The 12,842-nt window shown below is 63.0% G+C and carries 10 protein-coding genes and 1 pseudogene; 10 read left to right on the top strand and 1 reads right to left on the bottom strand.

Features of this window, described 5'->3' with window-relative positions; genetic code table 11:
* Nucleotides 1-18 precede the first annotated feature (18 nt).
* From C6P64_RS09600 to C6P64_RS09620, 5 genes are all read left to right on the top strand, one after another.
* Nucleotides 19-381: a sirohydrochlorin chelatase gene (locus C6P64_RS09600; protein WP_105748342.1), complete on the top strand. Its 363-nt coding sequence runs from the start codon at nucleotides 19-21 to the stop codon at nucleotides 379-381.
* Nucleotides 378-1,322 (top strand): CysB family HTH-type transcriptional regulator, encoded by a 945-nt coding sequence (locus C6P64_RS09605; RefSeq protein ID WP_105748343.1) that lies wholly within the window; start codon nucleotides 378-380, stop codon nucleotides 1,320-1,322. Before C6P64_RS09600 ends, C6P64_RS09605 begins: the two co-directional genes overlap by 4 nt.
* An 18-nt stretch (nucleotides 1,323-1,340) precedes the next feature.
* A complete protein-coding gene (locus tag C6P64_RS09610) occupies nucleotides 1,341-1,892 on the top strand; it encodes a transcriptional activator RfaH (RefSeq protein ID WP_105748344.1) in 552 nt (183 codons plus the stop codon).
* 121 nt (nucleotides 1,893-2,013) lie between these two features.
* Nucleotides 2,014-2,703, top strand: coding sequence for a hypothetical protein (locus C6P64_RS09615; protein WP_105748345.1), 690 nt, complete (start codon nucleotides 2,014-2,016; stop codon nucleotides 2,701-2,703).
* A 195-nt stretch (nucleotides 2,704-2,898) separates the two neighbouring features.
* Nucleotides 2,899-4,566, top strand: coding sequence for a hypothetical protein (locus C6P64_RS09620; RefSeq protein WP_105748346.1), 1,668 nt, complete (start codon nucleotides 2,899-2,901; stop codon nucleotides 4,564-4,566).
* Nucleotides 4,567-4,664: 98 nt separating this feature from the next.
* Here the strand turns inward: C6P64_RS09620 and C6P64_RS09625 are convergent, their stop codons facing one another.
* Nucleotides 4,665-6,854, bottom strand: a complete 2,190-nt coding sequence (locus C6P64_RS09625; protein ID WP_105748347.1) for a YjbH domain-containing protein — start codon at nucleotides 6,852-6,854, stop codon at nucleotides 4,665-4,667.
* A 325-nt stretch (nucleotides 6,855-7,179) separates the two neighbouring features.
* On the opposite strand from C6P64_RS09625, the gene C6P64_RS09630 reads away from it, so the two are divergent.
* From C6P64_RS09630 to C6P64_RS09650, 5 genes and pseudogenes are all read left to right on the top strand, one after another.
* Nucleotides 7,180-8,391, top strand: coding sequence for a polysaccharide biosynthesis/export family protein (locus tag C6P64_RS09630; RefSeq protein WP_105748348.1), 1,212 nt, complete (start codon nucleotides 7,180-7,182; stop codon nucleotides 8,389-8,391).
* A gap of 3 nt (nucleotides 8,392-8,394) precedes the next feature.
* Entirely contained in the window at nucleotides 8,395-8,832 is a 438-nt protein-coding gene (locus C6P64_RS09635) for a low molecular weight protein-tyrosine-phosphatase (RefSeq protein ID WP_105748349.1), read from the top strand.
* 19 nt (nucleotides 8,833-8,851) lie between these two features.
* A complete protein-coding gene (locus tag C6P64_RS09640; RefSeq protein ID WP_105748350.1) occupies nucleotides 8,852-11,125 on the top strand; it encodes a polysaccharide biosynthesis tyrosine autokinase in 2,274 nt (757 codons plus the stop codon).
* 2 nt (nucleotides 11,126-11,127) lie between these two features.
* A complete protein-coding gene (locus tag C6P64_RS09645) occupies nucleotides 11,128-12,252 on the top strand; it encodes an MraY family glycosyltransferase (RefSeq protein ID WP_105748351.1) in 1,125 nt (374 codons plus the stop codon).
* Between the two features lie 197 nt (nucleotides 12,253-12,449).
* Nucleotides 12,450-12,842: pseudogene (locus C6P64_RS09650) on the top strand (UDP-glucose 6-dehydrogenase); the annotation flags it as partial.

Raw genomic sequence — 12,842 nt, forward strand, 5'->3', positions numbered from 1 at the left:
CCCAACCCCAAGATCCCCATGCTCGCCATTCTCATCTTTGCCCACGGCTCGCGCGATCCGCTGTGGCGCGCGCCGGTCGAAGCCGTCGCCGCCGCCGTGCGCGCACAGGCCCCCGAGGCCCATGTCGCCTGCGCCTACCTCGAACTCTGCCAGCCCGAGCTGCCCGAGGCCGCCGCCAGCGCCATCGAAGCCGGCGCGTCCGAAGTGCGGGTGCTGCCGCTGTTCTTCGGCATGGGCAAGCACGCGCGCGAGGACCTGCCGCTGCTGATGGAACAGCTGCGCCAGGCCCATCCCGCGGTCAGCTTCAAGCTGCTGCCGACCGCTGGCGAGCAGCCGCGCCTGACCGCGCTGCTGGCCGAACTTGCGCTGGAAGCCGAATGAACCTGCACCAGTTCCGCTTCGTCCAGGAGGCCGTGCGCCGCAACCTCAACCTGACCGAGGCGGCCAAGGCGCTGCACACCTCGCAGCCGGGCGTCTCCAAGGCCATCATCGAGCTCGAGGACGAGCTCGGCGTCGAGATCTTCTCGCGCCATGGCAAGCGCATCAAGCGCGTGACCGAGCCCGGCCAACATGTGCTGAAAAGCATCGACATCATCCTGCGCGAGGTCAACAACCTCAAGCGCATCGGCGAACAGTTCTCGGCCCAGGACAGCGGCACCCTCAGCATCGCCACCACCCACACCCAGGCCCGCTACGTGCTGCCCGGGCCGGTGGCCAAGCTGCGCATCGCCTACCCCAAGGTCGGCATCAGCCTGCACCAGGGCTCGCCGGACCAGGTCGCGCGCATGCTGCTCGACGAGACGGCCGAAATCGGCATCGCGACCGAATCGCTGGGCCAGTACGACGAGCTCGTCACCCTGCCCTGCTACGACTGGCAGCATGTGCTGGTGCTGCCCTTCGGCCACCCGCTGCTCGACAAGGAGCGCATCAGCCTGGAAGACCTGGCCAAGCAGCCGCTGATCACCTACCACCCGACCTTCACCGGCCGCACGCGGATCGACCAGGCCTTCGCGCAGCGCCAGCTGACGCCCAACGTGGTGCTCGACGCCATCGACTCCGACGTCATCAAGACCTATGTCAAGCTCGGCATGGGCGTCGGCATCGTGGCCGAGATGGCGATGCAGGGCGACGAACGCAGCCCCGACCTGGTGGCACGGCCGGCCGGCAACCTGTTCGGCCAGAACGTCGCGCGCGTGGCCTTCAAGCGCGGCGCCTACCTGAGGCTGTTCGTGCTCAAGTTCGCCGAATTCCTCAGCGACCGCCTGAACCGCGATCTGATCATGAAAGTCATGCAGGGCCAGGGCCATGACTACGAGATGTAAGCTCCCTATAATTTCCTGATGAAAATGAGCAGCTGCCCGCATCCCGTACTCGACGCGCTCCAGGACAGCGCCTGGTACCTGGCCTACACCAAGCCCAAGTCCGAAGACATCGGACTCGACAACCTGCTCAAGCAGGGCTTCGAGGCCTGGCTGCCCAAGATCAAGGCCGTCAAGTCGCGCCGGCGCAAGACCGAGGACGCCCTCTTCACCCAGGAGGCCATGTTCCCGCGCTACCTGTTCTTCCGTCCGGCCCATGCCGAGCAGTCGATCTCGGTCGTGCGCTCGACGCTGGGCATCACCAGCCTGGTGCGCTTCGGCCATGAATTCGCCCAGCTGCCGCACGACAAGCTCAGGCAGATCGCGCTCTGGGTCGAGCAGCAGCAGGAGCGCTCGGCGGCCGAACTGATGGGGCTGCAACCCGGCACGGCGGTCAAGGTCACGGCCGGACCGCTGGCCGGCCTGGACGCGCTGGTGCGCATGACGGCACAGGACCGCGTGGTCGTGCTGCTGCAACTGCTGGGCAAGGACCACGAAGTGGCAATCCCCTATCAGGCCCTTGCCTGCGCCTGAAACAGGCCCCGGCCGGTCAATCTGGCCAAAATGCAATAAAAAATCGCATCCTGCTGGCCGATAATGGTTCGGCAAGGCAATTGCACGTTTTCTTCAACTTGACAAACCAAAGGACTCCCCCATGACTTTCCGAATCAAGCAAAGCCTCAAGATGCTGGCCATCGCCGGCCTGATCAGCGGCCTGGCAGCCTGCGGCGGCGGTGGCAGCGACGGCACCCTGGTGACCAAGGACCTGCCGTCCGTCACGGTCGCAGCCGCCACCCAGGCCACCGCCAAGCAATACGCCGCGCTGCTGGCCAACAAGACCGCCAGCCTGCCGGCCGGCGCCATCTTCACTGAAGTCGGCGCACCGACCGTGACGACCGGCACCACCTTCACTTTCACCGCGATCCCGGCTGGCGCTCCGGCCAACGCGATCTCCGGCTTCAAGCTCAACACCACCCAGGGCACCTTCAGCGGCTACATCGCTGCCGGCTCCACCATCCTGTGCGGCAAGGGCACCTGGAACGGCGTGACCTACCCGAATGCGACCAACACCGCCGATGCCAACGGCAATACCTGCTTCAAGATCAACGGCAACATGGTGCTCGACCCGCAGACCGACCGCCTGGTCGCCGGCACGCAGAACGTCGACATCGCCGTGACCATCACCGGCGGTGGCGTGACCAGCCAGTCGACCGTCGTCACCAGCCTGACGGTCAGCTACAGCGCCGACGGCACCACCGCCACCATCACCGACCCGACCACCGGCACCAGCTTCGTGGTCAACACCGCTGTCGTCACCGGCAGCGTGACCGGCGCCAACACCTGATCAGCGCCTCTTGACAAGCCGCACGGCGCGGCTTGCCAGCCATCGACCAAGGCCCGCCCAGTGCGGGCCTTTGTCATGGCGACCTCCTCAGTAAAATTCGATCAAAATATAACAAAACCCCGCTCCATCTTCCATAATGGAGCGGCAAGGCAATTGCGCTTTTTTCTTCAACTTGACGTGCAGCAAGAGGACGACATGGAATTTCGCTTCAACCAAACCTTGAAAATGCTGGCGGTCGCCGGCGTCATCGGCAGCCTGGCGGCTTGCGGTGGTGGCGGTGGCGGTGGCAGCCCGGTGATCACTCCGCCGGCCGAGGTCATCACGGCTCCCTACAAGTACGTGTTCTCGTTTGTCAACGCGCTGGACGGCAAGCCGATCACCGACGCGCTGACGATCCAGTTCACTGGCGCATCCATCACCAGCGGCGAAGTGCTCGACAGCAACAACAAGGTGATCAAGGTCGGTGACAGCTTCACCACGACCAACGGCCTGTTCGCTGCCGCGGCCAACTTCAACGGCACCGAAGACGTGTTCACCATCCTGGGCGGCAACCTGGCCAAGGGCTGGAACACCTCGGGCGTGCAGATCCTGGGCGTGGCCTCCAAGCAGGGCGAACAAGTCGTCACGATCAAGCTCAACAAGATCGGCAACGCCGCAGCCATCCAGGCCGACTCGACGCTGGGCATCGGCATGGTCGCCAGCAGCACCACCGCAGCGGCTGGTGGCGCACTGCCTGCCGTCACGCTGACCACCACCGACAAGACGGTGACCAACGCCGAAAACAAAGCCGAATCCGTCGGTACCGCCACCATCACCATCCCGGCCGGCACCGTGGCGCGCGACGCCAACAACGTCCCGGCTTCTGGCACCCTGAGCCTGACCGTCACCAAGTACGCCAACAGCGATGTCGACGCCCTGGCGGCCTTCCCGGGTGGCTTCACGCCCAATGCCCAGCTGTCCAACGGTACCACCACCTCGGGCAACTTCGTGACCGGCGGCTTTGCGCAGTTCAACATCACCGATGCCGCCGGCAAGGCGATCAAGAAGTTCGACACCCCGATCCAGCTGACGATCGACCTGCCCAAGACCTCGAAGAACCCCACAACGGGCGCGACGATCAAGGCTGGCGACACCTATCCGGTCTGGAGCTTCGACGAAGCGACTGGCAAGTGGGTGTTCGAGGCCGACGGCCAGGTGCGTGAAAAGACGCCGGTCGACGCCAACAACTTCGAAGTGGTGTTCAACTCGACCCACTTGTCCTACTGGAACCTCGACTACTTCGAGAGCGCCAACTGTACCGGTACGGTCAACATCGCGCGCAACCCCGCTGGCGACACCCGTCCGCTCAACGTCGACATCGTCGGTGTCGAAGGCAGCCGCTTCTACCGTGCTCTCTACGGCGTCACCGACTCCGCCTTGACCCTGGCCTACTCGCCGCGCATCAACGTGAACGTGACGGTCAAGGACAGCAAGGGCAATGTGGTGGGCTCGGCAACGAACCAGAACCTGTGTACTGGCGTCACCGTCAACACCCAGCTGCCGACCGTCACCTATGCCACCCTGCAAACCAACGTGACCGAGTCCTGCCGCGACGGCGTCACCGGCAAGCGCGCCGTGCCGACCTATGTCTACTTCTACGACAACAGCATGTACCGGGGCGGCTACTACGCGACCGGCACCAGCACGATCGGCAGCATCGAGTCCGGCACCAACGGCACGCTGTGGGTCTGGAACCGCTTCATCAACCAGTGGCAGACCAGCAGCGTCGCGGTCACCGCACCGACCACCACGCGCAACATCAACTTCCCGAACCTGGACTGCGCCACGGGTAGCGTGACGGGTAGCGTTACTGGCGCCCAGTAAGGGGGTAACCCTCCGGCCGTCATCCAGAGACGGCCGGTCCCAGCAAAAAACCCGCCGTGGCGGGTTTTTTTCATGGGCGCCAGCCTGGCGCCTCGGGCTCAGCGCAGTGCGGCCAGCTGCTGCGCCAGCACGGCACGCAGGCGGGCGCTGTTGGCCAGCATGTCGTCGCGACCGTTGCGGTCGAAGTCGGTGACATCGGTGCGCAGGCCGTGGCGCACGCGCGGCTGGTCGCCATAGCCCTGGGTCAAGGCGTTGTCCTTGTCGCCGACCTTGGTCTGCAGGCCCCAGGCAAAGCGGTCACTGCCACGCAGGGTCACCGGACCCAGCTCCTGTGCCGCCTTCGGCCCCAGCGGCAGGCTGATGGAAAAGCCGACAAACTGGCGCGACGCGGCCATCGGGGTACCGGCATCGCCCTGGGTATCGCGGTAGAACAGGTTGATCAGGGTATCGCCAAACCAGTGCTTCGAAGCCAGGTTGTAGCCCTTGTCCCCGCCCAGGAAGCGGCCAGCGGTCGCCTCCAGCTGCCAGGCGCCGGGCACCAGGCTCCAGCGCGCGCTGCCGAGCAGCGGGGTCTGGCGGGCAGCGGTCTGCTCATGCTCGAAGCGACCGGTGGTGGCGCTCAGGCGCCAGCGGCCGTCCTCGGTGGTCCAGAGCCCCTCGACCATGCCGCCGCGGTAGCTGCGGTCGATGTAGCCGGCGCTGGCCTGAGCCGCCACGCCATGCGGCAGGGCCTTCCAGTAGCTCAGCAGGCTGCTGTCGAAGCCCAATTCCTTGGGGCGGTAGCCGGCAAAAGGCTGGCCGTCCTTGAAGTCGTTCGAATGCAGCATGGGCGCCGACAGCACGCCCTGCCAGAACAGACCGGGCGCCAGGTTGACCTCGGTGCCCAGCTCCAGCGCCAGCGAATAATCGAACAGGCCCAGCTCGGTGCCAACCGCCGTGCGCAGGCCAGGGCCGATCTCGAACTGCGGCAGCCAGGCCGGGCCGCCGTCCTCGAAGGCCTGCTGCACGGATTCGGGGCTGGCGGACTCGCGGCGGGACTGCAGGCGCGCCTGCAGCTCGGCCGGCCATTCGCCATTGCGGCTCAGCCAGAGGGCGCGGCCCGGCTGGCCATCGGCACCGGCCATGCCAGCACAACGGGTCCAGCCCTGCAGCCAGCCGTCCAGGCAGGCCGCGTTGGTATAGGCGTGCAGCACCGGCTCGCGCTGGTAGGTCAGGGTCAGCAACAGCTCGTCGGTAGCCTTGGCACCGACCGGCTTGAGCCAGGCTGCCAGCGCAGCGCCCAGGGCATCGAGCTGGCTCTGGCGCCAGCGGCGCGGCTCGGCCTGCACCTGCCACAGGGCGGGCTGGCCAGCCTGGGCCGGGCTGTGGCGCACGCTGACCTGGGCAAAGCCACTGGCCTGCAAGGCCTGGGCCAGGCCTTCGGCGGTAAGCGGGGCCGCGGCCACATCCATCGCAACAGGTGCGGCAGGCGCTGCCGCAGCAACTGGGGCAGCGTATGCAGCCGGCGGCGCCGAGGACCAGGGCGAAGCCGATGCATCAGCGCCGGCATAGGACTGGGTCGCCACCGGCGCCCGGCGCGGCATGAAGGGCTCGGGCGTCTGGCCCATGACCCAGTTCAGCGCGGCATTCATCTGCCAAGTCTGCTGGCCGGTGGAATCGGTCAGCTTGCGGCTGGCACCGACGCGCAGCGCCAGGTCGCGGCCCAGCGGACGCAGGTAGTTCAGTCCCAGGCGGGACTCACGGCTGTCATGCTCCAGGGCAGCGGACCAATGGTCGTCCAGGCGCAGCGCCACGCTGCCAAAGACACCGTCGAGCAAGGCGCTGGCCGACTTGGGCCGGCCATAGCCCAGGCTCAAGTCCAGCGGGCCCCAGGTCGAAGTCGCCACGCCGTAGTAGGAGCGGTAACTGGTCGCCGCACCGCCGTAGTCGGTAAAGCCCAGCGCGAGCCGGGTGTCCAGCGGCAGCTCGATCGGCAACTGGTACTTGGCGCTGACCGACAGGTCGCGCTGGCTGGAAGCACAGGTACGCACATACATATTGCATTCCAGATCACCGTCGTAGGCTAAGCGGCCCACCAGTTCCAGGCCCGGCAGCAGGCCAAAGCCCGCGTTCACGCTGCCAAAGCTGCCCTGGGGCTTCTTGCGGGTACGCTCCGGGTTGCTATTGGTCAGCGACAAGCCCGCGCCGCCCCAGGGCAGCACGTCGGCGGTCGGCGAGTTGATGGCCGCGGTATAACCAGTAGGCGCCAGCTGGGCCGTCGGCCAGGGCTCCTCGGCCTGCGCCAGCAAGGGACTGCAGGCCAGCCAAGCGGCATAGGATACCGAACCCCATTTGATGTGATTAAAACAAGACTTTTTTATCATAAATGGCACTCAAAAGATTTTTGACAGCAGCGCAAAGTTTGGTTTCTTGGTTCTTGCATCCAATATGAATGTCATTTTTTCTACATTGAAACCCGTTAGAATCGTCAACGATGTGTCGCCGGGCTTGTCCCCTGCAGACACTGCGGTAGCCATGGTATCGCCACTTTCATGCCATACCTTTTCAAGCGACGCCGCCTACTCCTATCCCGCCCATCACGCCATGCCTGATCGCACCATTACCGCACCGCCCATGACTCCATCGCAAGCCCGCCATCCGGCCAGTACCCGCGCCCTGCTCGCCGGCCTGGCGCTCAGCCTGGGCGGCTGCGCCATGGCGCCTGGCATGTATGTGGGCACGCAAGGGCTCAGCGACGCCCCCAAGCGCACCACGCTGTTCAGCGCGATGAAGCGCCCGGTGGAGCCGGTCACCGTGGCCGGCCCGGCCGATGCCCCGCCGCCCGGCGCCATCACCCCGATCACGCCGGCGCTGATCCAGCAGCAGCGCGCCACCCGGCGCGACGAGGTGCCAGCCGAAGTCCAGGCCCTGTTCGCCGCACCCAAGACCTACACCATCGGTGCCGGCGACGTGCTCAACATCGTGGTCTGGGACCATCCGGAACTGGCCATCACCCCGGCCGGCGGCACCACCGCTGTAGCTCAAGGCGGCGACTCCACCACCCAGTCGGTGGTCGGCAACGGCTACAACGTCAGCCCGCAAGGCCTGATCCAGTTTCCCTATGTCGGCACCGTCAAGCTGGCGGGCCTGAACGAGTACGAGGCACGCGACCTGCTCACCGAGCGGCTGGCCAAGTACATCAAGAATCCGCAAGTCACGGTGCGCATCCAGTCCTACCGCAGCGGCCGGGTGTACCTGGACGGCGAAGTGCGCAGCCCGGGGCTGCAGGCGCTCAACGACATCCCGATGACCCTGCCCGAGGCCATCGGCCGCGCGGGCGGCTTCACGGCGACGGCCGACCGGGCCTCGATCGCGCTGTCGCGCAACGGCCAGACCACGCTGATCAACCTGGCGCAGCTGACCGAACGCGGCATCAACCCGAGCCGCATCCTGCTCGCACATGGCGACATGGTGCGGGTGCTGGGACGGGAAGAAGCCAAGGTGTTCGTGCTGGGCGAGGTGCTGCGCCCGAACAGCCAGCCGCTGCGCAACGGCCGCCTGACGCTCAACGAGGCGCTGTCCGATTCCGGCGGCATCAACCCGGTCAGCGCCGACCCACGCCAGATCTTCGTGGTGCGGACGCAGAACCCGGAACAGCCCGAAATCTTCCACCTCGACGCCAAGTCGCCGGTCGCATATGCGCTGGCCGAAGGCTTCGAACTCAAGGCGCGTGACGTGGTCTATGTGGACCCGGTGCCGCTGGTGCGCTGGAACCGCGTCATCAGCCTGATCCTGCCGAGCGCGCAGGCCGTCAACACCACACGCGATGCCACCGCGGCCAAGTAAGCCATGAAACATGTGCTCACGCTCTGCATAGGCAATATCTGCCGCAGCCCACTGGCCGAAGTGCTGCTGGCGCGCGAACTGCCACAGCACCAGGTCTGGTCGGCCGGGCTGGCGGCGGTGGTCGGCGCCGGTGCAGACCCGCTGTCGCAACAAATCGCCGCCGAACAGGCACTGGACCTGTCGGCACATAGGGCACAACAGGTCACGGCACCGATGTGCCAGCTGGCCGACGTGATCCTGGTGATGGAACAAAGCCACAAGGCCTGGCTGGAACAGCAATACCCGCTGGTGCGCGGCAAGGTGTTCCGGCTCGGGCAGTTCGGCGGATTTGAGATCGCCGACCCGTACCGCCAGCCGCGCGAGGCCTTCGACGCGGCCTTTGCCGCCATCCGCCAGGGCGTGGCCGACTGGGCCCCGCGCATCCGCCAGCTCAGCGCCTGAACCCCACTAATTCCCCGCCATGAACTTCCCCCCGCTCAACAACACCCCCGCCACCCTGCCCCCGGTCGCAACGCAACAACAAGAAGAAGACGACGGCATCAGCTTGCTTGACCTGCTCGACGTGGTGATCGAGCAACGCTGGGCCGTAGGCGCGGTCACGGCGGCCGCAATCGCCATCGGTGGCGGCTATGCCCTGACTGCGACTCCGATCTATGAAGCCAACACCCTGATCCAAGTCGAGGATACCAAGGGCAGTTCATTAGGCGGAATGATCGGCGACGCCGGCAGCCTGTTCGATATCAAGTCACCGGCATCGGCCGAAATAGAAATCCTGCGCTCGCGGCTGGTAGTAGGGCAGGCTGTCAACAACCTGCAGCTCGACCTCAGCATAACCCCCAAGTACCTGCCTGTACTGGGTCAATGGCTGGCACGGCGCGCGACCGAACCATCGAGCCCGGGCTTCCTGGGCATGGGCGGCTATGTGTCGGGCAATGAATCGCTGCAAGTAGCCAAGTTCGAGGTGCCGAAGGCGCTGGAAGGACAGCGCTTCAGCGTCAAGCTGACGGCCACGGGCTATGCGCTGCACAGCGCTGACGGCCAGGCGCTGGGACAGGCAGCGTTCGGCGCACCGCTGGGCTTTTCGCTGATGGGCCAGACTGGCGAGCTACTGGTGGCAAGCGCAGTAGGCCAGCCAGGGGCTGAGTTCCATGTCAGCAAGCGCTCGCATCTGGCGGTGACGCAGAGCCTGCAAAGTTCGCTCAAAGTCGCTGAACAAACGAAAGGGTCGGGCGTGCTGCGCGGCAGCCTGGAAGGCGCCGACCCGGAACAAATCAGTCGAATACTGAACGAAGTCGGCCAGCTGTATGTACGGCAAAACGTCGAGCGCAAGGCGGCCGAAGCCGAAAAATCGATCACCTTCCTCAACAGCCAACTGCCCGAGCTGCGCAAGCAGCTGGAGGCGTCGGAAGGCAAGTTCAACCAGTTCCGCAGCCAGCAAGGCACGTTCAACCTCGACAGCGAGGCTCAAGCCATGCTCACGCAAGGCGTGGGCTTGAAGGTAAAGCTGCTGGAAGCGCAGCAGAAGCGCAAGGAACTCGAAACCCGCTTCACGGCGCAGCACCCAAGCATCCAGGCATTGGACAACCAGATACAAGCCTTGCAAAGGGAAATCGGCGGGCTGGATGGCAAGGCCAAGTCCTTCCCGGCGACGCAGCAGGACCTGCTGCGACTGACACGAGACGTCAAGGTCAATGGCGAGCTCTACACCAACCTGCTGAACAGCTTCCAGCAGCTGCAACTGGTCAAGGAAGGTAAGGTCGGCAATGTGCGCATCGTCGACACCGCAGTGGTGCCCGAGCGGCCGATCAAGCCGCAACGCGGGCTGGTGCTGGCGCTGTCGGGCGTGCTGGGCCTGCTGGCAGGCCTGGGACTGGCCTTCATGCGCAACAGCCTGAAACCAGGCATCCGCAGCGCGGACGAACTGGAACAGGCGCTGGGCCTGCATGTGTTTGCCACGGTACCAAAGTCGGCGGTGCAACAGCAACTGGCGGTGCAGATCGTGGCCAAGAAGCCCGGCATCCACCTGCTGGCGGCAGTCAAGCCCGAGGAAGCCGCGATCGAAAGCCTGCGCAGCCTGCGCACCGCGCTACAGTTCGCGATGCTGGACGCGCGCAACAATATCGTGCTGATCACGGGGCCGACGCCTGGCATCGGCAAGTCCTTCACCAGCGCCAACTTTGCGGCGGTGCTGGCGACGGCGGGCAAGCGGGTGCTGCTGATCGACGGCGACATGCGCAAGGGCCATATCCACCAGTTCTTCGGCATGGAACGCGGAATGGGCCTGAGCGAAGTGATCGCCGGCAGCCAGACCCTGGCGCAGGTGCTACATCGTCAACTGTTGCCCGGACTAGATTTTGTCAGCACCGGCACCACGCCGCCAAACCCGGCCGAACTGCTAATGGCACCGACAACGCAGCAGTTTCTGCAAGGCGCCAGCCAGCAGTACGACATCGTGATCATCGACACACCGCCGGTGCTGGCGGTGGCTGACACCGCAGTGCTGGCGCCGCAGGCCGGCACGGTGTTCCTGGTCGCGCGGTCAGAAATCACCGCCCTGGGCGAGGTGCAGGAATCGCTCAAGCGACTGACCCAGGCTGGAGTTGCAGTCAAGGGGGCGATCTTCAACGGACTGGACCTCAGCAAGCGGCGCTACGGACATGGCTATGGCTATGGCTACAAGCGCTACGGCTACCGCTACCAAGCCTACCAGTACAACCAGACCGAGGGAGCTTAATCATGACACTGGCACAGGCCCTCACCGGAATTTTCAACTCTCCAACTCTTGACGCAGCAATCTGGGGACTTGTGACAAGCTGGGGAGCATGCCTGATGCTTGTGCTAACCAAACGCTGGCATGGTGCCTTGTCGATGGATTTCACTGACGGCATCCAAAAGTTTCATTCATCACCGACACCTCGTGTTGGAGGGTTGCCCATTGTGTTGGGAGTACTGGTAGCTTGGTGGCAAGCACCAACAGAATGGAAAGAACCATTGTTTGTACTGTTTGTTGCGGGAATGCCAGCGTTTACCTTTGGTCTGGCAGAAGATATCACTAAACGTGTCGGAGTCAGTCAACGATTATTGGCGACTATGGCCTCAGGTCTGCTGGCATGGTGGCTTAGCGATTATTCACTCAGCAGGGTCGATGTTTTGGGAGTCGACTGGCTACTAAACTTCACAACAATATCAGTAATTTTTACAGCATTTGCTATTGGAGGAGTAGCAAATAGCATCAATATTATTGACGGCTTTAATGGACTGGCTAGCACAAGTTCATTTCTAGCATTTATTGGTTTTGGCATGATAGCATATCAAGTTAACGACGCTATGTTAGCGGGTATGTCATTGATCCTCGCCTCATGTGTATGGGGCTTCTTTTGGATCAACTGGCCTTTAGGAAAAATATTCCTTGGAGATGGAGGCTCATATTTCATTGGATTCTCCCTAGCCTGGATAGCAGTATTACTGATTGAAAGAAACTCTACAGTCTCCCCCTTCGCTGCTCTCATCATCTGCGTTCACCCTGTCACAGAAGTAATATTCAGCATTTATCGACGTCGGGTCAAACAGGCACACCCCGGGCATCCTGATCGACTACACTTTCATAGCCTTGTCAAAAGAAGGTATATCGCACGTTGGTTTAGCCACTTATCAATGCAATCAAAGAATTCAATCACAGGATTACTTGTAGGAGGAATGACAATAACCGCCGTAATAGTCGCCAATATAGTCTACGAATCAACTTTAATGTCAGCAATTTGCTTTATCGGACTTGGAGTTGGCTACATTCTGCTCTACTTACGGATGATACGTCACCGATGGATTATCACTAAAAAAACTAATTGGCACACAGATAAATGACAATCAAATTGCCAAATAAATTCAAAATTATCTTACGTAACAGTAAATAAATCCAATATATAAAACTTGTAAATATACAAACCAAAATAAATTCGCAAAGACGATGAACTCAATTGCAAATACCTTACAAAGCAAGGCAGCCGCAAATCCATGTCATAGTCTCACCAAAAATTTAAAGTAAATTCTAGAGAAGTAATATGAAGATCGCCATCGCCGGTACCGGCTACGTCGGCCTCTCGAATGCCGTGCTGCTGGCCCAGCAGAACGAAGTCGTCGCGCTCGACATCATCCCCTCCAAGGTCGAGCAACTCAATGCCCGCCAGTCGCCGATCGAGGACGCCGACATCGAGCAGTACCTGGCCAGCAAGCCGCTCAACCTGCGCGCCACGTTAAATAAGCGCGAGGCCTACGCGGGCGCCGACTTCGTCATCATCGCCACCCCGACCGACTACGATCCGGCGACCAACTACTTCAACACCGGCTCGGTCGAGGCCGTGATCCGCGACGTGATCGCGATCAACCCGGACGCGGTGATGGTGATCAAGTCGACCATCCCGGTCGGCTTCACGCAGAAGGCGCGCGCCCAGTTC

The sequence above is a fragment of the Malikia granosa genome, assembly GCF_002980595.1.
Taxonomy (GTDB): domain Bacteria; phylum Pseudomonadota; class Gammaproteobacteria; order Burkholderiales; family Burkholderiaceae_C; genus Malikia; species Malikia granosa.

What these genes read in the sequence shown, in the direction of transcription:
- C6P64_RS09600 (WP_105748342.1), top strand. Translation starts at nt 19, where the DNA reads ATGCTCGCCATTCTCATCTTTGCCCACGGCTCGCGCGATCCGCTGTGG.
- C6P64_RS09605 (WP_105748343.1), top strand. Translation starts at nt 378, where the DNA reads ATGAACCTGCACCAGTTCCGCTTCGTCCAGGAGGCCGTGCGCCGCAAC.
- C6P64_RS09610 (WP_105748344.1), top strand. Translation starts at nt 1,341, where the DNA reads ATGAAAATGAGCAGCTGCCCGCATCCCGTACTCGACGCGCTCCAGGAC.
- C6P64_RS09615 (WP_105748345.1), top strand. Translation starts at nt 2,014, where the DNA reads ATGACTTTCCGAATCAAGCAAAGCCTCAAGATGCTGGCCATCGCCGGC.
- C6P64_RS09620 (WP_105748346.1), top strand. Translation starts at nt 2,899, where the DNA reads ATGGAATTTCGCTTCAACCAAACCTTGAAAATGCTGGCGGTCGCCGGC.
- C6P64_RS09630 (WP_105748348.1), top strand. Translation starts at nt 7,180, where the DNA reads ATGACTCCATCGCAAGCCCGCCATCCGGCCAGTACCCGCGCCCTGCTC.
- C6P64_RS09635 (WP_105748349.1), top strand. Translation starts at nt 8,395, where the DNA reads ATGAAACATGTGCTCACGCTCTGCATAGGCAATATCTGCCGCAGCCCA.
- C6P64_RS09640 (WP_105748350.1), top strand. Translation starts at nt 8,852, where the DNA reads ATGAACTTCCCCCCGCTCAACAACACCCCCGCCACCCTGCCCCCGGTC.
- C6P64_RS09645 (WP_105748351.1), top strand. Translation starts at nt 11,128, where the DNA reads ATGACACTGGCACAGGCCCTCACCGGAATTTTCAACTCTCCAACTCTT.